Raw genomic sequence first — 25,047 nt, 5'->3', positions numbered from 1 at the left:
AACAATATTGATTTAATTTGTTTAAGATAATATATTAGATATAACCTAAAATAAAAAATGGAAGGGTGATTTATTATGGCAATAAACTGGTTCCCTGGCCATATGGTCAAAACGAAGAGAGAAATACAGAACAATTTAAAGCTTGTAGATGCTGTTATAGAGATTAGAGATGCTAGAATACCTAAGTCTTCTAAAAACCCAGATATAGATACATTATGTGCTGGAAAGCCTAGAGTAATACTTCTTAATAAGAGTGATTTAACAGATCCTAAAGTTACTAAGGCTTGGAAGGAAAGCTTAACTAACAATGAAACGGTTGTTTTAGAAGTAAACGCTTTAAAAGGGGAAGGATTAAATGCTATAAAACCTGCTCTTTTAAAATTATTAAAAGAAAAACATGATAGATTAAGAGCTAAGGGATTAGTTAAAATAACTACTAGAGTTATGGTTGTTGGAATTCCTAATGTAGGTAAATCAACATTCATAAATAAAATGGCTAAAAACAATATAGCTAAAACTGGAGATAGACCAGGTGTTACTAAGAATAAACAATGGATAAAAACTAAGTTAGGAATAGAACTTATGGATACACCAGGAGTTTTATGGCCTAAATTTGAAGATGAAATTGTTGGGTTAAACTTAGCTTTCACTGGGGCTATAAAGGACGAAATAATGGATACTGAAGAATTAGCACTTAAACTAGTTGAAAGACTTCAAGAGACAAATCCAGAAGCTTTAATGACTAGATATAAGCTTACGGAGCTTCAAGAAAATCCATTAGATAACTTAGATTCTATAGCTAGAAAAAGAGGAGCTATAATGTCAGGCAATCAAATAGACTACAATAGAATTGCAGGAATAATCTTAGATGAATTTAGAGGCGGAAAAATAGGGAAAATATCTTTAGAAAAACCAGAATAGGAAGCAGGGTTTATTATGGATAATTTAATAAAAGATATGAAAGAAAATTTAAATTCATACTCTTTTAAAGTGGTAAGTGATTTAGTAAAAGAGTTAGAAGTAAATAAAGACAATAAAGCTCAAATAAAAGAACTTGCTGATTTATTAAAAGAGGATAAAAGAAAGAATGTATCATCTTTAGGTACCAGACTAGAGAAAAACTTAAATAATCTTATTAAAGAAGAAGATAGGGTTAAAAACATGTATCTTTTTGATAAGAGTTTTGGAGATTATACTCATGTAGCTGGAGTAGATGAGGTTGGAAGAGGACCTTTAGCAGGGCCTATAGTTTCAGCAGCAGTAATATTAGATTCTAACGATTTAGATGATATAATTCTCTACATAAATGACTCTAAGAAATTATCAGAACATAAAAGGGAAGAGTTAAGTGAAATCATAAAAGAAAAAGCATTAAGCTATTCTATTTCTATGTGTGATAGTAATGAAATAGATGAAAAAGGTATAGGATATTGCAATAATGAAGTATTTATAAAGGCCTGTGAAGGACTAAGTATAAAACCGGATTTAGTTCTTTCTGATGGATATTTAATAAAGAACTTTAATGGTGAGAATAAGCATGTTATAAAAGGTGATACAAAGAGTGCTTGTATAGCTTGTGCTTCAATAATTGCAAAAGTTTATAGAGATAATATTATGAAGGAATATCATAAAAAATATCCACAATATGATTTTGAGAAAAATGTTGGGTATGGAACTAAAACTCATGTAGATGCCTTAAAGGAATATGGTCCTACTGATATACATAGAATGAGCTTTTTAAAAAATATTTTAGAGTTATAATCTAAAGGCATCCTTTAAAAAGTTTAATTCATATTCAGAACCATCAAAATTAAAATTAATTTCAATAACATCAAATCTAATATAATAATTGTAGAGTTTTTTTAGGTGCAGATAATATTTTGAAGCAGCTATTATTCTACGTTGTTTATGGCAGGTTACTGATTCTTTTGGATTTCCAAAAGACTTAGTAAACCTGCTTTTTACTTCTATAAAAGATAAAATTTCATTTCTAAGAGCTATTATATCAATTTCCCCAGAGGAACAATTAAAATTTTTTTCTAAAATTGAATAACCATCTTTTTTCAAAAAATCCACACTGATTTCTTCGCCATACGAACCTATTGATTTGTTATATTTTTTCATTGAATCACCTCATCTAAATTTTTAACAATGAAACATTAATTTAATCACTTAATAGGTTTAATGTTTAAAAAGTTTTTTTATGGACAGTATGATTCTTGAAAATCTTTTTAAGAAGGTGGGTTATATGTCTGTTAGTTTAATAAGTTCAACTTTAGTGGGAATAGAAGGAGTAATTGTTAATATAGAAGTAGATATAAGTAAGGGGTTGCCTAGTTTTACCTTAGTAGGATTAGCTGATACTTCTGTTAGAGAAGCGAAGGAGAGGGTGAGAGCAGCTATTGTAAATAGTGGATATGAATTTCCACTAGGACGAATAACTGTTAATTTAGCCCCAGGTAACTTGAGAAAGGTAGGAACTGGATTTGATTTGCCTATAGCCTTAGCAATATTAATGGAAAGTGGGCAAGTTGATAAAAAGTTTGTAGAAAATACAGTTTATTTAGGGGAGTTATCATTAGATGGCCACATAAGAGGTATTAAAGGGGCATTGTGTTCTGTAATATCAGCAGTTGAGAATAATAATGATAAATTTATTATGCCAATAGAAAATTTAAGTGAGTGTTCTTATGTAAATAATATTAGCTTATATGGGTTTTCTCACTTAAAAGAGGTAGTTGGATTTTTAACTTATGAAGATGTTATGCCTTATGAAAAAAATAGAAAGAACTTTTTTGAAAGAGAAGATAATTTATTTAATGAAATCTGTGGACAAGAAAGTGCTAAAAGAGCATTAACAATTGCTGCTTCAGGGAATCATAATGTAATTCTTCAAGGACCACCAGGATCAGGTAAAACCATGTTAGCTAAGGGAGTTAAATCTATATTGCCTGAATTAAATGAAAAAGAAATGTTAGAAACAACAAGAATATATAGTGTTTCAGGACTTTTAAATAATAAAGAAGGAAAAATTGAGAGACCTTTTAGAAGTCCACATCATACAGCCACTAGAGTATCACTTATTGGAGGTGGAAGGGATTTAAGAGTAGGAGAGGTTACCTTAGCTCATAATGGAATTTTATTTTTAGATGAACTTCTAGAGTTTGATAGAAGAACTTTAGAATGTTTAAGAGAACCTATGGAAAATGGAGAAATAACTATATCAAGAAATATAGGAAGCGTAACTTACCCAGCAGAAGTTATGTTAATAGGTGCTTTTAATCCATGTCCTTGTGGAAATTATTTAAGTGGGTATGAGGGACGTATTTGTACTTGCAGTGAGTATGAAAGGATTAAATATAGAAATAGACTTTCTAAGGCGATGTTAGATAGAATTGATATTTTTACTTCTGTTAGGTATGCTTCATACGAAGAACTTAATTCAAAGAATGAAAAAGAAGGTATTGAGGAAATAAGAAATAAGATTAAGAATGCGAGGGAAAAGCAAGAACTTAGATTTAGAGAGTATGATATAAGCTATAATTCTCAGATGAAACATAGTCATATACAAAGTCTTATAAAGTTAAATGAAGAGTGTCATGAAGTTTTAAATAATATATATACAAGGTTTTCTTTAAGTGGTAGAGCCTTAGATAGAATTATAAAAATTTCTAGAACCATAGCAGATATTAATGCAAATGAAGATATTAGTAAAGCTAATATATATGAAGCTCTTAATTATAGAAAGAATTTAGAGGGTGAGGTTATATAGATGAAAGAGATTGATTTGAATTATAAAATATGGTTTGGAAACTTGAATATTTCAAACAATATAAAGATAGAACTCTTAAATCAATTAGGAAATGAAGAAAATATATACATACATAGAAAAGATATAGAGAAAACTGGAATTAAATGCGCTGGTAAATTTAAAAATGACATTAATGTTGATTTGAATAGTAGGATAATTAATGATATAAATAAGAAAGACTATAAAATAGTAACATACTTAGATAAAGAATATCCTGAGAGATTAAAAAACATAGATGAAGCTCCATATATTCTTTTTTATAAAGGAGACTTAGAAAAGGCTGAAAATACTAATGTAGCCATTGTTGGTTCAAGAAAGTGTGATCAATATGGAAAAAGATGCACCCAACTTATAAGTGCTAGTTTAGGGAGGGTAGGTGTTGGTATAGTAAGTGGAGGAGCCTTTGGAGTAGATACTGAGGCGCATAAAAAATGTGTTGATGGAAATTTCTACAATGTTGCTGTCTTTGGTTGTGGAATAAATTTAGATTATCCTGTTTATAACAGAGAATTGTATAAGAAAATAATTAAAAATGGATGTATAGTTAGCGAATTTTTCCCTGATACACCACCTCTTAAATATAACTTTCCTAGAAGAAATAGAATAATAAGTGGTTTGTCTGATGCTGTTATAGTTGTTCAAGCTGGAGAGAAAAGTGGTTCTTTAATAACTGCAAATTACGCTATAAATCAAGGAAAAGATGTTTTTGCAGTACCTGGAGATGTATTTTCACTTCAGAGTAAAGGATGCAATAATCTTATAAAAGATGGTGCAGGTATATTCACTAATGTAGGCGATTTGTTGAATTCTATTCCTTTTAAGATAAAAAAAGAAGGAAAATGTAATAAAGTTGGTAAAAAGGAAGAAAATTCGGAGATTAACCAGTTGCTTTTAAGCATATTAGATAATAATATTCTACATATAGATGATATTATAAGAGTAACAAATATTGACACATCTATAATATATGAGTTATTATGTGAATTGCAATTTGAAAATAAAATAGAAGTTATACCAGGAGATTATTATACAAAAATAATATGATAGTTTGAGGGGGTGAACACTCTGAAGTTAATTCAGAGTTTACGATGGGTCAAAAATTAGTAATTGTTGAGTCACCAGCTAAGGCTAAAACAATAGAAAAATACTTAGGTAAAAACTATGTAGTCGAAGCATCAATGGGACATGTGAGAGATTTGCCAAAAAGCCAATTAGGCGTTGATATAGAAAATGATTATAATCCAAAATATATAACAATAAGAGGAAAAGGTGAACTTCTAAGTAAACTTAGAAAGTTAGCTAAAAAAAGTGATAAGATATATCTTGCAACTGACCCCGATAGAGAGGGTGAAGCAATATCTTGGCATTTAGCTAATGTACTTAAGATAGATGAAAGTGAAAATTGCAGAATAGAATTTAACGAAATAACAAAGGATGCTGTAAAAAACTCAATAAAGCATCCAAGAAAAATAAATTCTAATTTAGTAGATGCTCAACAAGCAAGAAGAGTACTAGATAGATTGGTTGGATATGAAATAAGTCCACTTTTATGGAGAAATGTAAAATGGGGATTAAGTGCTGGAAGAGTTCAATCAGCAGCATTAAAACTTATATGTGATAGAGAAGAAGAAATAAAAAAGTTCAATCCAGAAGAATATTGGACTGTTGATGTTAAACTTAAAAAAGGAAAAAAATCTTTCCCTGTTAAGTTAACAACTAAAAATAAGAAAAAATTAGAAATAAAAAATAAAGATCAAGCAGACCAAATAATAGATGAATTAAAAGAAAATGAATATGTAGTAAGTAAGATAAAAAAAGGAACTAAAAATAAAAATCCTTTAGCACCATTTACTACAAGTACACTTCAACAGGAAGCTAGTAAAAAGCTTAATTTTATGACAAAGAAAACAATGTCTGTTGCCCAACAACTTTATGAAGGGGTAGAAGTTAAGAAGTTCGGAACTGTAGGTTTAATAACTTACATGAGAACTGACTCTGTTAGAATCTCAAATGAGGCTCAAGAAAAAGCACTTAACTTTATAAACGAGACATATGGAAAAGAGTATGTTCCAAGTGAGCCAAGAGTATATAAAGGAAAGAAGAATATACAAGATGCCCATGAGGCAATAAGACCTACATATGTTGAAATAACACCAGAAGTTGCTAAAGCAAATTTAAGTAATGATCAATATAAATTATATGCTTTAATATGGAAGAGATTCATTGCAAGCCAAATGGCTACATGCATATTAAATACTAATAGCTTAGAAATAAAAAATGGAGATTACACTTTAAGAGCAAGTGGTTCTACAATAAAATTTGATGGCTTTATGAAAGTATATGAATATATTTCTGGAGAAGAGGAAGAATCAGTTCTTTTACCTGAATTAGAAGAAAATGAAGTTTTAAAAGAGGAATCAGTTGAAGGAAAGCAACATTTCACTCAACCGCCAGCTAGATATTCAGAGGCAGCCTTTGTTAAGCTTCTAGAAGAAAAAGGCATAGGAAGACCAAGTACTTATGTTCCAACAATATCTACATTAATAAGTAGAAAGTATGTAGAGAGAGAAAAAAAGATTCTTATTCCAACAGAATTAGGATTCATAGTAAATGATATACTTTCAAATTATTTTAAACAAATAGTAGATACTGATTTTACAGCAGAAATGGAAGTTAAGCTTGATAATGTTGAAGCAGGAAAAGAAAGTTGGACTCATATAGTTGATGAATTCTTTACGCCATTAAAAGAAGATATAGATAAGGCTGAAAAAGAAATATCTAAGGTTATAATAGAAGACAAAGTAAGTGATGTTCCTTGTGATAAGTGTGGAAGACTTATGGTTATAAAACATGGAAGATTCGGAGACTTTTTAGCTTGTCCTGGATATCCAGAATGTCAAAATACAAAACCTATAGTTGAAGAGGTTGATGCAAACTGTCCATTATGTGGAGGAAAGATCTTAGTTAAGAGAAGTAAAAAAGGAAATAGATTCTATGGATGTAGTAACTATCCAGAATGTAATTTTGTAAGCTGGTACGAACCAACAAATGAAAAATGTTCAGAATGCGGTTCATATATGGTTAAGAGATATTCAAAGAGCAAAGGTGAATATCTACAGTGTAGCAATAAAGAATGTAAACATGAGAAAATAATTGAAAAAAACAACGATGAAAATAACTCAGAAAAGTAGTTTTTAGGCATTATCTTTACCACGAATACTGGTTGAAATGAAGTATGTACTATGTTAATATTTAAATAATAGGTTTATTATTAGAATATTTTAAAAATTCTGAAATTTACATCTTTTGTAAAATAGTGCGAGGAGGATATAATGTCGACACTACTTAGTAAAACTAGAAGATTAAATAAGATTTTACAAAAATCAGGTACTGAAGCTATAGCTTTTGGAGATATATGCGAATTATTAAGCGATGTTATGTTATGTAATGTGTATTTAGTAGGGAAAAAAGGAAGAATATTAGGTTATTCTTTCTCAGAAAAATTTGAATGTGACATAATGAAAGAAAAAGTTGTTGTTGATAGAAAGTTCCCAGAAGACTACAATAATAAATTAATAAACATTCAAGATACAATTGCTAACATATCTAATAAAGGTATTTGTGTTTTTGAAGGGGTAGGAGAATGTTTAATCTCTAAGAAAATATCAACTATTGTTCCTATAGTGGGTAATGGAGAGAGATTAGGAACTTTATTATTAGCTAGATTTGGTGAAGAGTTTAATGAGGATGACTTAGTTTTAGCAGAATATAGTGCTACAATAGTTGGAATGGAGCTTTTAAGAGCTAGACAAGGAGAAATAGAAGAAGAAGCACGTAAAAAAGCAGTGGTTCAGTTAGCTATAGGAACCTTATCTTATTCTGAGCTAGAAGCTGTAGAACATATTTTTAGTGAGTTAAATGGAGACGAAGGATTATTAGTAGCTTCTAAGATTGCTGATAAAGTTGGAATAACTAGATCGGTTATAGTAAATGCATTAAGAAAATTTGAGAGTGCTGGAGTTATAGAATCAAGAAGTCTTGGTATGAAAGGTACTCACATAAAAATATTAAATGAAAAGTTAATGGATGAACTTAAGAAGATAAAATAGAAATAGAAGGAGATGTGTAAAGCATCTCCTTATTTTTTGTTTAGATAATTAAACTTTAATAAAATAATAAATTAAAAAAGACAACTATTAAATTTAACATGTTAATATTAGTTTAAAAGTTTCATAAGTGATTTAAGAAGAATAAATGAAATTTTATTATATTTATAGTATATATAGTTTATTTTAAGTATATTAATAGACGATTTGAGGGAAAATTGAATTAGGTTAAAAGTCTGATGGCAATTAATTCTTATTTTATAAAAAACTTTGAAAAATCTTATTGATACTTTTATAACCCTATGTTATACTATCAAAGGTAACAAAATACACACATTATCGAATCTATAAGCCGGTGCTACTTTAGGTAGTGCTTATAGTAAAGAAGATAGTGGAGGAAATAACCAATCGAGGAGGAAACAATAATGTCAGTAATTTCAATGAAACAATTATTAGAAGCTGGTGTTCATTTCGGACATCAAACAAGAAGATGGAACCCTAAAATGGCTCCTTACATCTTTACAGAAAGAAACGGTATATACATAATCGATTTACAAAAAACTGTAAAGAAAGCTGAAGAAGCTTACAACTTTATAAGAGAAGTATCAGAATCAGGTAAAGACGTAATATTCGTTGGAACTAAGAAACAAGCTCAAGAAGCTGTTAAAGAAGAAGCTGAAAGATCAAACATGTACTTCGTTAACCACAGATGGTTAGGAGGAATGTTAACTAACTTCTCAACTATAAAAACAAGAATAAACAGATTAAACAAATTAAATGAAATGGAAGAAGACGGAACATTCGACGTTTTACCTAAGAAAGAAGTAATCAAGTTAAAACTTGAAAGAGAAAAATTACAAAGAAACTTAGGTGGAATCAGAGAATTAGATGCTTCAAATGTTGGAGCTATGTTCGTTGTTGACCCAAGAAAAGAAAAGAATGCAATAGCAGAAGCTAAAATATTAGGAATCCCAGTAGTAGCTATAGTTGATACTAACTGTGATCCAGAAGAAGTTGACTACGTAATTCCAGGAAACGACGATGCTATAAGAGCAGTTAAATTAATAGCTGGTAAAATGGCAGACGCTGTAATCGAAGGAAGACAAGGCGAGCAATTAGCAGAGTAATATTAACATAAATACTGAAAAGGTAGATGAAGCTCTCTGCTTCATTTACCTTTTAATTAAATAGTCAGGAGGAATTTCAATGATAACAGCTAAAGCAGTTAAAGAGTTAAGAGAAAAAACTGGCGCAGGAATGATGGATTGTAAAAAAGCGCTAACTGAAACAAATGGAGATATGGAAAAAGCAGTTGAAGTTTTAAGAGAAAAAGGATTAGCAGCTGCAGCTAAGAAAGCTGGAAGAGTAGCCGCTGAAGGTATCGTTAAAACTTATGTATCAGAAGACATGAAGAAAGGTTCAATAGTTGAAATCAACTGTGAAACTGATTTCGTTGCTTTAAACGAAGAGTTCATTGGATTCGCTGGAAGAGTAGCAGAGTTAGTTGCTAACTCAAACGTTACAACTGTAGAAGAGTTATTAGCAGAAAAGTTAGACGGAGACAAAACTGTTCAAGAAGTTTTAACTGAGTTAATAGCTAAAATCGGTGAAAACATGAGCGTAAGAAGATTTGAAAGATTCGCTGTTGAAAACGGATTAATTCAAAGCTACATCCACGGTGGTGGAAGAATAGGTGTTATGGCTGAGTTAGGATGCGAAGCTTCATCACCTGTATTAGCAGAAGTTGCTAAAGATGTTTGTATGCAAATAGCTGCTGCTAACCCACTATTCTTATCAGAAGCTGATGTTGATCAAGAAGCTTTAGAAAAAGAAAAAGAAATATACAGAGCTCAAGCATTAAACGAAGGTAAACCAGAGCACATCGTTGATAAGATGGTAATGGGAAGAGTTAAGAAGTACTGCAAAGAAGTATGTCTTTTAGAGCAAGCTTGGGTAAAAGATGGCGACAAGTCAATATCTAAGTTATTACAAGAAAAATCTAAAGAAGTAGGTTCTCCGATAACTATCAACAAATTCGTAAGATTCGAAAGAGGAGAAGGTATCGAAAAGAAAGAAGAAAACTTCGCTGAAGAAGTAGCTAAAATGGGCGGAAAATAATAACATAAGAGAACACAATGTGTTCTCTTTTTTTTAGAGTATAGACATAAAAATTAACAAAAATAGAGAATTTCAGCGTTTTGGAGGTTTGAGATGGGAACTTGTAAATACAAAAGAGTTATGCTTAAGTTATCAGGCGAAGCTTTAGCAGGAGAAAATGGCTTTGGAATAGATTTCAACATAGCAATGAATATAGCGAAGGCTGTAAAAGAGCTTGTTGATATGGGCGTAGAAGTTGGTGCTGTTGTAGGTGGCGGAAACATATGGAGAGGTAGAAGTGGAGAAGGTATGGATAGAACTACTGCTGACTATATGGGAATGCTAGCTACTTCAATAAATGCATTAGCACTTCAAGATTCATTAGAGTCTTTAGGTGTTGACACTAGAGTACAAACTGCTATAGAAATGAAAGAAATAGCAGAGCCATACATCAGAAGAAGAGCTATGAGACACTTAGAAAAAGGCAGAGTAGTAATATTTGGAGCAGGAACAGGAAACCCTTATTTTTCAACTGATACAGCTGCAGCTTTAAGAGCAGCTGAAATTGAAGCTGATATAATATTATTAGCTAAGAAAGTTGACGGAGTTTATGATAAAGATCCACATAAATACGATGATGCAAAAAAATATGATGAGTTATCATATATAGAAGTACTTGAGCAAGGATTACAGGTAATGGATTCAACAGCAACATCACTTTGTATGGACAATGACATTCCTATCTTAGTTTTCGCTTTAGACCAGCCAGAAAACATTAAAAGGGCTATTTTAGGTGAGAAAATAGGAACAATAGTAAGTAAGAAATAAGGAGGATTTTTATGATTAAAGATGTTCTAAAAAATTTAGAAGAGAAAATGAATAAAACTATAAGTGCTTTAAATTCAGAGTTAGCTACAATGAAAGCAGGAAGAGCTAACCCAACTATGTTAGATAGAATACAAGTTGAGTACTATGGAAGCATGTGCCCTTTAAATCAAGTGGCTAACGTTTCATCACCAGAACCAAGATTATTAGTTGTAACACCATGGGAAAAGCCAATGCTTAAAGAAATAGAAAAGGCTATATTAAAATCTGACTTAGGAATAAACCCTAATAATGATGGTGCAATAATAAGACTTTTAGTTCCAGAATTAACTGAAGAAACAAGAAAAAACTTAGTTAAAAATGTTAAAAAGGCTGGAGAACAAGCTAAAGTTGCTATAAGATCTATAAGAAAAGATGCAAATGATAAGATCAAGAACTTAAAGAAAGAGGGAACTCTTACTGAAGATGAAATGAAAAAGGGCGAAGATGACGTTCAAAAAGTAACAGATAAATTCGTTAAAGAAATAGATAATATAGTAGCAGCTAAAGAAAAAGAAATTATGTCAATTTAATTTTAAAAACCTGCTTCTTTAGCAGGTTTTTATTATTTTGTAATTGGTATTATAAGGAGGAACCTTCTATGTTAGATTTTTTTAGTAAAAAAGGAAATGATGATTCAGAAGAAATAGTTCTAATAGAAGATAAAATGCCAAAACATATTGCCATAATAATGGACGGTAATGGAAGATGGGCAAAAAAAAGAGGGCTTCCAAGAACTATGGGACATAGAGCTGGTGTCAAAACTATAAAAACTATTGTAAAAGAATGTGATAAGTTAGGAGTTAAATACTTAACTTTATATGCTTTCTCCACTGAAAATTGGAAAAGACCAGAAGAAGAAGTTAATGCTCTTATGAAATTAGTTGTTGAATTTATAAAAAATGAAATTGAAGAACTACATAAAAATGGAGTGAAGGTTAAAACTATTGGAGATTTGTCCAAGTTTCCTGAAGAGCCTAAAAAGGCTATATTAGGTGCTATTGAAAAAACTGCAAATAATAATGGAGTAGTTTTAACTCTAGCTTTAAATTACGGTGGAAGAAATGAAATAATTAGAGGTATGAAATCTGTAATAGAAGATGTTCAAGCGGGCAAAATAAGCATAGAGGATGTAAATGAAACTATGTTTAATGATTATCTTTATACTAAAGGGATACCAGATCCAGATCTTATAATAAGACCAAGTGGAGAACAAAGACTTAGTAATTTTTTATTATGGCAATGTGCTTATTCAGAGTTTTGGTATTCTCAAATTAACTGGCCAGACTTTAATGGAGAAGATTTAAGAAAAGCTATTTTTGATTACCAAAATAGGGATAGAAGATTTGGTGGAATTAAATAAATATTGAGGTGATTTTAGTGAAATCCAATAGCAGATATTTAGGTGCACTTATTATGGCGCCGTTTATTGCCTTTATATTTTTAGGCGGTATTTGGCTTAAGTGTTTTACAATTGCTTTATCTCTAGCAGGGTTATATGAATATTATAAGACTGTTAAAGTAGCAAAAATGAAGCCTATATCTATAGCAGGATATATTCTTTTAATATTATACTACTTAACTTCAAATAATTTTGAAGTGTTATCATTTTTAATTATAATAGGAACTTTTATTTTACTATGTGTTCCAATACTAGACATTGAATATACTTTTATTGATGTAGCAGTAACAATTTTAGGTTTTATATATGTTGGCGTTTTCTTTAGCTTCATATATTTAGTAAACAGCAAAAATGGTGGACAATACCTAGTTTGGTTAATATTCCTATCATCATGGCTTTGTGATACTGCAGCATACTATTCAGGAAGATTTTTAGGAAAACACAAATTATGTCCAAAGGTTAGTCCTAAGAAAACTATAGAAGGATCTATAGGAGGTATAATAGGAAGTACACTAGCTTGTGGAATTTTTGGTATATTAATATCAAATAGTTTCTCTTTAATACCAATATATCATTATTTCATAATAGGTATATTATGTGGAGTATTCTGTCAATTTGGTGATTTAGTTGCTTCATCAATAAAGAGATATGCAGGAATAAAAGACTACAGTAACTTAATACCAGGACATGGTGGAATACTTGATAGATTTGACAGTATATTATTTGCTGGAACAATAGTATTCTTCTATTTAACACTTGTATTAAAAATTTAATGCTTTAGATTTTTCTAAAGCATTTTTTTTATGCAAAAATTTATACTTATTAATAAAATCTGTATTTTATGTAAAAAAAACTATACCTTATGCACTTCGTATTGTAATAGTATTTTCATGGATATATAATTTAAATAATCTAGGATACAAAATTTAGAAATTACACCGATGGAGAGATCTATGATAAGAATTGGGATATGTGATGATGATAAATCTATTATCGAAAAAACTAAAAGTTATATAGAAAGTTTTGAAGAAATTAGATATGAAATAACTACTTATTGTAGTGGAGAAGAACTTATAAAAGAGAAGAATAAGTTTGATTTAATATTTTTAGATATTGACATGCCTAATATGGATGGGATTGAAACAGCTAAAAGAATAAGAGAATATGATAAATCAGTAAAAATAATATATATAACAAGTTATACTGATTATACAAATTTAGCTTTTCAAGTGCATGCATTTGGATATTTAAATAAGCCAGTAGATGAATTAGAGATACATAAGCAATTAAGGGAGGTAGTTTCTTATTTAAAAGAAGAGAAAGGTGAAGAAAGCATAAAGTTTGTTACTACAGAAGGAGTATTACAATTAGAGCTAAAGGATATATATTACTTTGAATATTTGGATAGAAAGGTTTATATTCATTCAAAAGAAAAGGTATATGTGATAAGAGAGAAAATAACTAATATTGCAGAAATGATGGAAAAGTATAATTTTCTTATGCCTCATAAGAGTTTTGTTGTGAACTTGCTATATGTTAAATCTATAAAAGGATATGATATTTTCATGATGGATGGAAGTAGTATTCCTTTATCTCAAAAGAAGGCTACTTACTTTAGAGATAAATTAAATATATTTTTAGAAAGCTGCATTTTACTTTAAGGTGGGAGATATGGTGAATAGTTCAATTGAGATTTTAGCTAGTTTAATAAATCTTTTATTAGGATTTTTTTCTACTTTTATAATATTTGATTTTTTAGGTAGATTTAAAAGAAATAAGTTTTATCCAAAGTACGTATATGTAATAGCATATATTATATTTACTGTTAGTTTGTTTGGCGTAAATATAATTTTAGCCGATGGATTGATTACTTTAGGAGTAACTTTTTTAGGAACAGTATCGATAGGGTATTTTTTATACAATAGAGAAAAGATAGCTATAATTTATTATTCAATTTATGTAGTAGCCTTGCTAATAACTCAAAGTGTTGTTAGTTTATTATTTAACCTTGCTTGTGCTCGTTTTGCAATTTATTTTTATAGTCCAATAATTTATATTAGTACATTATCACTGGTTATTCAGTTTTCCTACTTAGGAATTTCAAGATTATTTATAATATACTTTAAAAATAAAAATATTAAAAAGATAACAAAGGTTCAGTATTTTAATTTCTTAGTCATGCCACTATTTAGTATTATATATATAATGACTTTAATGATGTACCTTCAGACTTATATAGGACTTAGTGATATGCTTTGGATTATGGTGAATATATTATCCATAATTATTTTGAACATATTCATTACTAATATATTTGAGTCAATATCAAAGAATAATGAGCTTAAAAGTAAGTTGATACTTTATGAAGAACAATCTAGAATTCAGTATGAATATTACTCTTCTTTAGAAAATAACTATAAAAATTCTAGAAAAGTAATTCATGATATTAAAAATCACCTTCAGACAATAGAAAATTTATATAAATCAGAGCAGTGTGATAAAGGAAAAACATATACTGATGATATGTATAAACTTTTAGAAAAGTTCTCTCAAAAACAATATGCAGAACATAGAACTTTAAATCTTATAATAAACGATAAGATGATTAAAGCTAATAAATATAACATTGATTTTATCTGTAAGGTTGGAGAGATAGATTTAGAATTTATTAAGGATATTGATTTAACAACTATTTTTGCAAATCTATTAGATAATGCTATTGATGAGACAAGCTTAGTAGAGAAGGAAAAGAAAATAACATTAAAGATAGATTCTTTTAATAACTTTATAATTATCAATATTATAAATTCGCTAAGGAATAAGCCTCAAAAAGATAAGAATTTTTTTAAGAGCACTAAGAAGAATCATAGTGGATTTGGATTAGAAAATGTAAGTAGAGCTTTAGAAAAGTATGAGGGAAACATGAGAATAGATTTTGATGATAGAGAGTTTAAAGTTAATATAATTATTCCAATTAATAATTAGGGGTGTGTTATATGGAATCAGCAAGTATAATTATATATCTTTTAATCAATATAATAATCAGTTTTGGAATACCAATAGGAGCTTTGGTTTATTTTATAAGAAAAAAGAATAGATGTGTAAAGCCATATTTTATAGGGATGTTAGTATTTTTCATATCTCAAATGATTCTTAGAATACCTCTTCTGAACAATGTAATAAGCAAGATGGATTGGTATATGGAGATGTCTACGTTTTATCCAGTGATAGTTATGATATTTCTTGGATTAACAGCAGGGGTATTTGAAGAGGTAGGAAGATACTTAGGGTTTAAAATAGCTTTAAAGAATAATAGAAGGTGGATAGATGGAATTGCTTTTGGAATTGGTCATGGAGGGATAGAAGCTATGCTTTTATTAGGAATGGCTAGTTTGCAAAATTTATTTATAGTAATTTCTAAAGGGAATGAAAGTGTTTTAAATATTTTATATTCAAATGGACCATATATTTTGCTAGGTGGATTTGAACGTATATTTGCAATTATGATTCATATAGGATTAACAATGATAGTCTTATATGGAATTAATAAAAATAAGATAAGATATTTATTCTTAGCTATTATACTTCATGGACTTGTAGATTTTATAGTTGTATTACTATCAAGTTTAGGAATAAATATACTTTTAGTTGAAGGATGGGTAGGGATTTGTGCTTTAGGAGGATTAATAGTTACTATTAAATATAAAAGAGTATTTGAGAAAAATAAGGGAGTGTATTAAAAATGAAAAAATTAATGTCTATTTTAATGGTAGTTTTTTGTGGGGTTTTATTTGGGGGATGTGGAGCTCCAAAATTAAGTTCAGATTATAATGAAGAGGATTTAAAAGCTGCGTCAGAAGAGGTGGTGAATTATTTAGTAGAGGGAAAATATGAAGATATAGTTGATATGGGAAGTGATGAGTTAAAGAAGATATTAACTAAAGAGCAGATAGAAGAGGCATATACAGGTTTATCTTCTAAATTAGGTAATTATGAAGAGATAAAAAAGATTTTATTTAAGGAAACTGAAGAAGGAGTAGCTGTGGCTGTAATAGCTAAGTATGAAAATGGTAAAGCACAATTTACATTAGGCTTTAATAAGGAAATAAAATTAACTGCAATCTATATGAAATAATAAGAATTTGGGAATGGTAATATGATTATGTATTTTTTAGCTTCAATACTTTTATGGGGATTAGCCATAGTAATAGGATCAGGAAAGGCTAACTTTTTGATTGCAGGATATAATACTGCAAGTAAAGAAGAAAAAGAAAAGATAGATAAGAAAAAATTAAGTAGGTTTATGGGAAAGTTTTTATTTATTTTAGGAGCAATTCAATTAATTTTACCTATTACTGAAATTTTGAAAATTGAATATGATGGACTTGTTTTCTCAGTAAGTGTAATTTTCATTCTTGTTACATTAGGTGGAGTTATATATATGAATACTGGGGATAGGTTTAAAAAATAATGTTTGAAAAGCATGGTTAGTCCATGCTTTTTATTGTATTTAGCAAATACATAGTCAGATGTGGGTATAAAAATGCTTATAGCTATGAGGATAAAAAAACTCCTTCTTATATAATAAAATGCGGTTTTGCAACTGAATAAAATATCATAAAGAGGACATTAAAAGGAAAAAAGTGATTTAGTGATATATGAAGAAATATTTATAGTAAAATAATCTAATGTAGAATATTCAGAAATAAATATAATATATTTATTATGTATAAGTATGAAGGCTTGTTAAGTTATAACTTAAATCAATACCTAAGGGAATTCACTATATTGAAGCGAACGAAATTTGAATAAAAAACTAAAATTAGCAGAGAATATATAAATCTTTGTTAAAAGAATACATAATAAATGTATATTATTGTATTTAGAGATATAATGATATAAAATAGTATAATAGGCTAAGTAGAGAATTTTAGTCTAGTATGTTTAAGGAAGAACTTAGGAGGAAAGAATATGAAGAGAATATCTATACTAGGGGTAACCGGTTCTATAGGAACTCAAACTTTAGATGTAATAAGATTTCATAAAGAAGATTTTGAATTAGTTGGAATAACAGCTAATAGAAATATAGATTTAACATTAGATATAATAAAAGAATTTTCACCTAAATATGTTGCGATAAATCATAAGGAATCTTATGAAAAACTTGTGGATTTAGTGAAAAAGGAAGAATTAGAATGTGAAGTTATCTATGGTATGGAAGGCTTAGTCAAAGTTGCTACTTTAGATGAGATTGACATTGTTGTTACTTCTGTAGTTGGTATGATTGGATTAAAACCAACAGTTAAGGCCATAAGAAAAGGAAAAGATATTGCTTTAGCAAATAAGGAAACTTTAGTTGTAGCAGGCGAGCTTGTTATGAGAGAAGCTAAAGAAAATGGAGTAAAAATACTTCCAGTAGATTCTGAGCATAGTGCTATATTCCAATCATTACAAGGAAATGCTCATAACAAAATTGACAAAATACTTTTAACAGCTTCTGGAGGACCTTTTAGAGGATTTACTATAGAAGATTTAAAATCAGTAACTCCAGAAAGAGCTCTTAAGCATCCAAAATGGAATATGGGACAAAAGATATCAATAGATTCATCAACTTTAATGAATAAAGGTTTAGAAGTTATAGAGGCTCATTGGTTATTTGATTGTCCTTATAAAGATATAGAGGTTGTAGTTCATCCGCAATCAATAATTCATTCTATGGTTCAATATACTGATGGAGCAGTTATAGCTCAATTAGGCGTACCAGATATGAAGTTACCAATTCAATATGCTTTAAATTATCCAAATAGAGAGGGTAATATAAGTGAAAAGTTAGATTTATTCAAAATTAGAGAATTAACTTTTGAGAAGCCAGATTTAGATACTTTCAAATGCTTAAAATTAGCTTATGAAGCAGGAGAAAAGGGAAAACTTATGCCAACAATATTAAATGGTGCAAATGAAGTTTGCGTTGAGTTATTCTTAAATAAGAAAATAACGTATTTACAAATACCAGAAATAATAGAAGAATGTATGAATAAGTTTGATTACAACAAAGAGGTTACTCTTGATAATGTAATAGATTTAGATAAAAAGGTAAGAAAATATATATATGAAAAATATAATTAGGAGGGGAAAGGGTGTATATAATTTTTGCTTTATTAGCATTTAGTGCTTTAATCTTAGTTCATGAGCTTGGACATTTTATTGTAGCGAAATTAAATGGAATTTATGTTGAGGAATTTGCTATTGGTATGGGCCCAAAGCTTTTTGGTGTAAAAGTTGGAGAAACAGAATATAACTTAAGAATCCTTCCTTTTGGTGGATTTGTTAAAATGCTTGGTGAAGAGGATGATAGTGAGGATTCAAGAAGCTTAAATGCTAAGACACCATTACAAAGAATCCTTGTTATGGGTGCAGGGGCCTTTATGAATTATGTATTAGCCCTTATAATATTTATTGGGTTAGCTATGAGTTCTGGTTTTGCAGAAAATAAAGTTGCAAGCGTAGTACCTAATTCACCAGCTCAGGAAATAGGAATTGAACAGGGAGATAAATTCCTAAAGATAGATGGGCATAAAATTTACACAACTGATGATTTTAGAGTAGGATTAGCCTTAGCTAAGGGAAATCCAGTTGAATTAGAAATAAAAAGAGGCGATGAAGTCTTAAGTAAAACAGTACAGCCGGTTGCAAATGAGCATGGAATGTATCAAGTTGGAATAGGCTATAGTGTTGTTGAAAATCCTACTTTGCTTCAAGGAATAAAGCAAGGTTTTAATGAAACAAGAAGTCTTGTATCTCAGGCATTTATTGCATTAAAAACTATTGTTACAGGAGAAGCTAACCTTAAAACAGATGTAGGTGGTCCTGTTACCATAATTAAGATGTCAGGGCAAGCAGCAAAAGCAGGAGCAAGTAATCTTTTATGGTTTATGGCATTCTTAAGTGTTCAGTTAGCTGTATTTAACCTTTTACCATTCCCAGCTTTAGATGGTGGAAGAATATTTATAGAGCTTATTCAAATGATAACTAGAAAAGAAATACCGGCTAAATATATTGATGCTGTAAATACCGTCGGATTCATGCTCCTTATGGGACTTATGGTATTAGTTACTATAAAGGATATAATATTCCCGATACTATAGAACTTTGGAGGGATTAATAGTGAATAGAAAAGAAACTAGAAAGGTTAAGGTTGGAAACATATTTGTTGGAGGAGACTTTAGAGTTTCCATTCAATCTATGACCAATACAGATACAAAAGATGTAGAAGCTACAGTTAAACAAATAAAGGATCTTGAAGAAGCTGGATGTGATATTGTTAGATGTGCAGTTTTAGATATGGATGCAGCTTGTGCTATAAAAGATATAGTGGCAAAAATAAATATACCATTAGTTGCAGATATTCATTTTGATTATAGATTAGCCTTAAAAGCAATAGAAAATGGAGTTTCAGCAATAAGAATAAATCCAGGAAATATTGGATCAAGAGAAAAGGTTGAAGCTGTAGTAAAAGCTTGTAAGGAAAAGAATATTCCTATAAGAATAGGGGTTAACTCAGGGTCATTATCAAAAGAGCTTTTAGCAAAATACGGAAAGCCTACCCCAGATGCCCTAGTTGAAAGTGCATTAGAACATGTTAAAATATTAGAAGAATTAGATTTTCATGATATAGTAATTTCAATGAAATCATCTAATGTTGAAACTATGATTGAAAGCTATAGAATTGCATCACAGAAAACTAATTATCCTCTTCACCTAGGGGTTACTGAGGCTGGTACACCTTGGAGAGGAACAATAAAATCTGCTATAGGAATAGGCACTTTACTTGCAGAAGGAATTGGTGATACAATAAGAGTTTCTTTAACAGGAGACCCTGTTGAAGAAATAAAAGTAGGTAAAGAAATTCTTAAAAACTTTGGTTATGTAAAAGAAGGAATAGAGTTTATATCATGCCCTACATGTGGAAGAACTCAAATCGATTTAATAAACATAGCTAAAGAAGTAGAAGAAAGATTAAGTTCTTGTAAGAAGAACATAAAGGTTGCTGTAATGGGATGTGTTGTAAATGGTCCTGGAGAGGCAAGAGAAGCAGATATTGGAATAGCTGGAGGTAAGGGAGAAGGACTTATCTTTAGAAAAGGTGAAATAATTAAAAAGGTAAAAGAAGAAGACTTAGTTGAAGAGCTTATAAAAATAATAGAAACAATATAATTTAAAGGAGGGATTCTTATCCCTTCTTTATGTCGTATATAGATAAAATAACATTTAATTCAAAGGAGGCTTAGATTTTGAGTAATGAGTTTGTCAAAAAGATTAACAGGTCTATAAGATCAGATGAAAATCTGAGCGACTTAGAGTTTGAAATAACTAAGTTTCAGTTATTGAAAAAGAGCAATACTTTGAGAACTATAATAAAGAGTAAGGAACAATTATCAGAGGAACAGAAAAAAATAATAAAGCAATACATAAAGAAGGCCATAGGATTTGAAATAAATATAGAACTTATGTATTACATAGATATTTCTGATATAACTTTAAAACAGGTAGTAGATCAACATTGGAATCACGTATGTGAAAAAATTATAGACAAACATCCTATTTTAAAAAATATTTTACTTAATTCTCCTATAATGATTGAAGAGGAGAAATTAATTATAAGAAATGGCTCAGAGTTCTTATGTACCTTCGTTAATAAGAAAAACATAGATAAAGAATTAAAGGGATATATAAAATCATTTTTTGGAATTAATTCTTTTATAGAGTTTAAATATGATGAATCTTTAGCTAATAAAAATTACAATGACGAAAAGATAAATGAAAATAAGGAAATAGCTAAAAAGGTTATAGAAACTATGAAGGCTCAAGTTTCTCAAGAAAAACCTCTTAAAAAGGAAAATGTAGATAATAAACCAAAAACAGGTGGAGGAAGCAAAGGTTCATATGAGAAGAAATCATATAAGGATGAACCTAAAAATGAAAACACTATTCTTGGAAGAAATATTCAGGGTGATACCATAGAAATAAGTAAGATTGATATGGGTTCTGGAATAGTAACTGTTGCTGGAGATGTGTTTAAAACTGATATATTTGAAACTAAGACAGGTAGAATAATTCTTACATTCTTTATAACAGATTATACAAGTTCCATAGCTGTTAAGTGTTTCTTGAGAGATAAAGATAAGGAACATGTATTAGAGAATGTTAAAAAAGGACTTTATTGCAAGGTAAGAGGGGAAGCTACTATGGACCCTTATGCTAAAGAAGTTGTAATAATGGCTAGGGATATAAACAAACTTACTAAGATAGAGCGTATGGATACGGCTGAGGAGAAAAGAGTAGAGCTTCATATGCATACAACTATGAGTTCTATGGATGCTGTAACAGCAGCTAGTAAAATTGTTGAAAGAGCGGCTAAGTTTGGACATAAGGCTGTCGCTATAACAGATCATGGTGTGGTTCAGGCCTTCCCAGATGCTCAGATTGCAGCTAAGAAAAATAATATAAAGGTTATTTATGGAGTAGAAGGATACTTAGCGGATAATGGAACACCTATAGTTATTAATGGGCATGATGAAAGCTTTGATGATGAGTACGTAGTATTCGATTTAGAAACAACAGGATTTTCTAGCAAGAATGATAAAATAATAGAAATAGGAGCTGTTAAATTAAAAGATGGAGAAATAATTGATTCATTTAGTGCTTTTGTAGACCCAAAAGTTATTATTCCATATAAAATTACAGAACTTACAAGCATAACTCAGAATATGGTTGATGGTAAACCTACTATAGATGAAGTTTTACCAAAGTTTATGGAGTTTGTTGGAGATGCTATTATGGTAGCTCATAATGCTGCCTTTGATGTTGGTTTTATAAAGAAAAATTTAGCTGATTTAGGGGAAACTTTAAAAAATCCTGTTATGGATACTGTTCCTTTGGCAAGATATCTTTATCCAGATTTAAAGAAGGTTAAATTAAATCTTGTTGCTAAGCACTTAGGAATAAGCTTAGAAAACCATCATAGAGCTGTTGATGATGCCAAGGCTACTGCAGAAATTTTAAAGGTTTCATTTAAAAAGATGAAAGAAGAAATGGATATTCATGATGTTAAGTCTTTGAATGAAAAGTATTTATCAAATATAGATGTTAGAAAACTTCCTCTTCATCACATAATAATATTAGCTAAAGATCAAGTTGGAATTAAGAATTTATATAAATTAGTATCTATGGCTCATTTAGATTATTTTGCAAGAAGACCAAGACTTCCGAAGAGTGTAATAACTGAATATAGAGAAGGATTAATTATTGGTTCAGCTTGCGAGGCTGGTCAATTATATAAGGCTGTTTTAGAAGGGAAAACTCATGAGGAATTAAAAGAAATTGCTTCTTTCTATGATTATTTAGAAATTCAGCCGATACAAAATAATGAATTTCTTATAAGAAAAGGAAATGTAAAGGATGAGGAAGAACTTAAGGAATTAAACAAAAAAATATATGATTTAGGAAAGGAAATGGATAAACCAGTAGTTGCTACATGTGATTGTCATTTCTTAGATCCTAATGATGAAGTATTTAGAAGAATAATAATGGCTGGTCAAGGGTATGGAGATGCAGACAATCAACCACCATTATACTTCAGAACAACAAATGAAATGATGAAGGAATTTGAGTATTTAGGAGAAGATGCTTGTAAGGAAGTTGTAATAGAAAATACTCAAAAGATAGCTGATATGGTTGAGGCAGTAAAACCAATACCAGATGAAACATTCCCTCCAAAGATTGAAGGGGCTGAAGAAGAAATAAGAGAAATGACTATGAATAAGGTTCATAGTATTTATGGTAAGGAACTTCCTGATGTTGTTCAAAAAAGATTAGATAAAGAATTAAATTCCATAATAAATAATGGATATGCCGTTCTTTATCTTATAGCCCAAAAGCTTGTGGCTAAGTCATTAGAAGATGGATATCTAGTTGGTTCAAGAGGATCTGTTGGTTCATCCTTCGTTGCAACAATGTCAGATATAACAGAGGTTAATGGATTACCTCCTCATTATGTTTGCCCTAATTGTCAAAAGTCTGAATTTTTCTTAGATGGATCCGTAAGTTCAGGAGCAGATTTGCCAGATAAGAATTGTCCAGAATGCGGAACTGAATATATTAAAGATGGTCATGATATACCATTTGAAACATTCCTAGGTTTTGAAGGGGATAAGGAGCCTGATATCGACCTTAACTTCTCTGGAGAATACCAAGCGGTTGTACATAAGTACACAGAGGTTCTTTTCGGAAAAGGATATGTATTTAAAGCTGGAACAATAGGTACAGTGGCTGAGAAAACTGCTTATGGATATGTTAGAAAATATCTTCAAGAAAGAGATTTAGTAGTATCACAAGCTGAAATAGAAAGGCTTACTATTGGATGTACTGGAATAAAGAGAACTAGTGGACAGCATCCAGGAGGAATCATGGTTGTTCCAAGTGATAACGAGATATATAACTTCTGTCCAATACAGCATCCAGCAGACGATGTTAACACAGATATTATAACTACTCATTTTGATTACCACTCTATAAGTGGTAGACTTCTTAAACTTGATATACTTGGACACGACGACCCTACCGTTCTTAGAATGCTTCAAGATTTAACTGGCTTAGATCCTAAAACAATACCTTTAAATGACCCTAAGGTTATAAGTTTATTTACTTCACCAGATGCTTTAGGGGTAACTAAAGAGGAATTAGGATGTGAAGTTGGTAGTTATGGACTTCCTGAGTTCGGTACTAAATTCGTTAGACAAATGCTTGTTGATACTCAACCTAAGAGTTTTGCAGACCTTGTGAGAATATCAGGACTTTCACATGGTACTGACGTTTGGCTTAACAATGCACAGTACTTTATAAAAGAAGGATATACAACTCTGAAGGACTGTATTGCAACAAGAGACGATATTATGGTTTATCTTATGTATAAGGACTTACCTCCAAAAACAGCCTTCACCATAATGGAGAAAGTAAGAAAGGGTAAAGGTCTTAGTGAAGAAGATGAAGCCATAATGAGAGAAAAAAAAGTTCCGGATTGGTATATAGAATCTTGTAAAAGAATAAAATACATGTTCCCTAAGGGGCATGCTGTTGCATATGTCATGATGGCTGTTAGAATAGCATATTATAAAGTTTATTATCCAGAAGCTTACTATACAACATATTTCACTGTTAGAGCAGATGATTTTGATGCTGATTTAATATGTAAGGGTGAGCAGGCTATAGAAGCTAAGATGGAGGAGTTAAATAAGCTTGGAAACAACATATCTGTAAAAGAAAAAGGACTTTTAACGATTTTAGAACTTTCTTATGAAATGTATAAGAGAGGATTAAAATTCTTAAAGGTTGATTTATATAAATCAGAGGCAACTAAGTTTAAGATAGAAGAAGATGGAATAAGACCACCATTAAATGCTCTCCAAGGAGTTGGAGATAATGCAGCAAAAAGTATAGTTGAATGTAGAGTAAATGGTGAGTTTATTTCAAAGGAAGATTTAAGGCTTAGATCTAAAGTTTCAAAGACTGTAATAGAAACTTTAGATAACCATGGATGCTTAGAAGGAATGCAAGAAAGTAACCAACTTAGTCTATTTGGCTAATTTCAAAAATTTCTTGTAATATAAAATATACTATGTTACTATATAAGTAGAAGTTTTTTACTAATAGTTTGAGGTAAAGGAGTGGGACAGAAAAGCCCGCTCTTTCTATTTGTAACGCAACTTAGA

22 protein-coding genes are annotated in these 25,047 nt (G+C 30.1%); 21 read left to right on the top strand and 1 reads right to left on the bottom strand.

Going from position 1 to position 25,047, the window contains the following annotated elements; genetic code table 11:
* Positions 1-75 precede the first annotated feature (75 nt).
* Entirely contained in the window at positions 76-921 is an 846-nt protein-coding gene (gene ylqF, locus OIF33_RS02850) for a ribosome biogenesis GTPase YlqF (RefSeq protein WP_322502716.1), read from the top strand.
* Positions 922-936: 15 nt separating this feature from the next.
* Positions 937-1,761: a ribonuclease HII gene (locus tag OIF33_RS02845; protein ID WP_322502715.1), complete on the top strand. Its 825-nt coding sequence runs from the start codon at positions 937-939 to the stop codon at positions 1,759-1,761.
* Here OIF33_RS02845 and OIF33_RS02840 read toward each other — a convergent pair.
* Positions 1,756-2,124 carry a YraN family protein gene (locus tag OIF33_RS02840; protein ID WP_322502714.1) on the bottom strand — a complete coding sequence of 123 codons (369 nt, stop codon included), beginning with the start codon at positions 2,122-2,124 and terminating at the stop codon, positions 1,756-1,758. The genes OIF33_RS02845 and OIF33_RS02840 overlap by 6 nt on opposite strands.
* A gap of 124 nt (positions 2,125-2,248) precedes the next feature.
* Here OIF33_RS02840 and OIF33_RS02835 point away from each other — a divergent pair, with 124 nt between their 5' ends.
* The 19 genes from OIF33_RS02835 (at position 2,249) to OIF33_RS02745 (ending at position 24,921) form a co-directional block, all read left to right on the top strand.
* Complete coding sequence (locus OIF33_RS02835; RefSeq protein WP_322502713.1) at positions 2,249-3,772, top strand: YifB family Mg chelatase-like AAA ATPase; 1,524 nt, start codon at positions 2,249-2,251, stop codon at positions 3,770-3,772.
* A complete protein-coding gene (gene dprA / locus OIF33_RS02830) occupies positions 3,773-4,855 on the top strand; it encodes a DNA-processing protein DprA (RefSeq protein WP_322502712.1) in 1,083 nt (360 codons plus the stop codon).
* A gap of 44 nt (positions 4,856-4,899) precedes the next feature.
* On the top strand, positions 4,900-7,002 hold the full coding sequence (gene topA / locus OIF33_RS02825; protein WP_322502711.1) for a type I DNA topoisomerase: 2,103 nt from the start codon (positions 4,900-4,902) through the stop codon (positions 7,000-7,002).
* A gap of 141 nt (positions 7,003-7,143) precedes the next feature.
* A complete protein-coding gene (codY, locus tag OIF33_RS02820) occupies positions 7,144-7,920 on the top strand; it encodes a GTP-sensing pleiotropic transcriptional regulator CodY (protein ID WP_322502710.1) in 777 nt (258 codons plus the stop codon).
* 422 nt (positions 7,921-8,342) lie between these two features.
* On the top strand, positions 8,343-9,044 hold the full coding sequence (gene rpsB, locus OIF33_RS02815) for a 30S ribosomal protein S2 (RefSeq protein ID WP_322502709.1): 702 nt from the start codon (positions 8,343-8,345) through the stop codon (positions 9,042-9,044).
* A gap of 79 nt (positions 9,045-9,123) precedes the next feature.
* Positions 9,124-10,035, top strand: a complete 912-nt coding sequence (tsf, locus tag OIF33_RS02810) for a translation elongation factor Ts (protein ID WP_322502708.1) — start codon at positions 9,124-9,126, stop codon at positions 10,033-10,035.
* A gap of 93 nt (positions 10,036-10,128) precedes the next feature.
* Positions 10,129-10,842, top strand: a complete 714-nt coding sequence (gene pyrH / locus OIF33_RS02805; protein ID WP_322502707.1) for a UMP kinase — start codon at positions 10,129-10,131, stop codon at positions 10,840-10,842.
* An 11-nt stretch (positions 10,843-10,853) separates the two neighbouring features.
* Positions 10,854-11,411 carry a ribosome recycling factor gene (gene frr, locus OIF33_RS02800; RefSeq protein WP_322502706.1) on the top strand — a complete coding sequence of 186 codons (558 nt, stop codon included), beginning with the start codon at positions 10,854-10,856 and terminating at the stop codon, positions 11,409-11,411.
* A 68-nt stretch (positions 11,412-11,479) separates the two neighbouring features.
* Positions 11,480-12,241: an isoprenyl transferase gene (locus OIF33_RS02795; protein WP_322502705.1), complete on the top strand. Its 762-nt coding sequence runs from the start codon at positions 11,480-11,482 to the stop codon at positions 12,239-12,241.
* Between the two features lie 17 nt (positions 12,242-12,258).
* Positions 12,259-13,053 (top strand): phosphatidate cytidylyltransferase, encoded by a 795-nt coding sequence (locus OIF33_RS02790; protein WP_322502704.1) that lies wholly within the window; start codon positions 12,259-12,261, stop codon positions 13,051-13,053.
* 180 nt (positions 13,054-13,233) lie between these two features.
* Positions 13,234-13,941 carry a LytTR family DNA-binding domain-containing protein gene (locus tag OIF33_RS02785; RefSeq protein WP_322502703.1) on the top strand — a complete coding sequence of 236 codons (708 nt, stop codon included), beginning with the start codon at positions 13,234-13,236 and terminating at the stop codon, positions 13,939-13,941.
* 10 nt (positions 13,942-13,951) lie between these two features.
* Positions 13,952-15,265 carry a sensor histidine kinase gene (locus OIF33_RS02780; RefSeq protein ID WP_322502702.1) on the top strand — a complete coding sequence of 438 codons (1,314 nt, stop codon included), beginning with the start codon at positions 13,952-13,954 and terminating at the stop codon, positions 15,263-15,265.
* Between the two features lie 11 nt (positions 15,266-15,276).
* Positions 15,277-16,020: a YhfC family intramembrane metalloprotease gene (locus OIF33_RS02775; RefSeq protein WP_322502701.1), complete on the top strand. Its 744-nt coding sequence runs from the start codon at positions 15,277-15,279 to the stop codon at positions 16,018-16,020.
* Between the two features lie 2 nt (positions 16,021-16,022).
* A complete protein-coding gene (locus OIF33_RS02770; protein ID WP_322502700.1) occupies positions 16,023-16,415 on the top strand; it encodes a DUF3887 domain-containing protein in 393 nt (130 codons plus the stop codon).
* 21 nt (positions 16,416-16,436) lie between these two features.
* Entirely contained in the window at positions 16,437-16,751 is a 315-nt protein-coding gene (locus tag OIF33_RS02765) for a DUF3784 domain-containing protein (protein WP_322502699.1), read from the top strand.
* 500 nt (positions 16,752-17,251) lie between these two features.
* Positions 17,252-18,406, top strand: a complete 1,155-nt coding sequence (gene dxr / locus OIF33_RS02760; protein WP_322502698.1) for a 1-deoxy-D-xylulose-5-phosphate reductoisomerase — start codon at positions 17,252-17,254, stop codon at positions 18,404-18,406.
* 11 nt (positions 18,407-18,417) lie between these two features.
* Positions 18,418-19,425 (top strand): RIP metalloprotease RseP, encoded by a 1,008-nt coding sequence (gene rseP / locus OIF33_RS02755; RefSeq protein WP_322502697.1) that lies wholly within the window; start codon positions 18,418-18,420, stop codon positions 19,423-19,425.
* A 19-nt stretch (positions 19,426-19,444) separates the two neighbouring features.
* Positions 19,445-20,494: a flavodoxin-dependent (E)-4-hydroxy-3-methylbut-2-enyl-diphosphate synthase gene (gene ispG / locus OIF33_RS02750; RefSeq protein WP_322502696.1), complete on the top strand. Its 1,050-nt coding sequence runs from the start codon at positions 19,445-19,447 to the stop codon at positions 20,492-20,494.
* Between the two features lie 77 nt (positions 20,495-20,571).
* On the top strand, positions 20,572-24,921 hold the full coding sequence (locus OIF33_RS02745; RefSeq protein WP_322502695.1) for a PolC-type DNA polymerase III: 4,350 nt from the start codon (positions 20,572-20,574) through the stop codon (positions 24,919-24,921).
* Positions 24,922-25,047: the final 126 nt, after the last annotated feature.

The sequence above is a fragment of the Clostridium sp. LIBA-8841 genome (assembly GCF_034439435.1).
In the GTDB taxonomy this organism is placed as follows: Bacteria; Bacillota; Clostridia; order Clostridiales; family Clostridiaceae; genus Sarcina.
The sequence above is the reverse complement of the archived record's forward strand: the minus strand, read 5'-3'. Positions and strand labels throughout refer to the sequence as shown.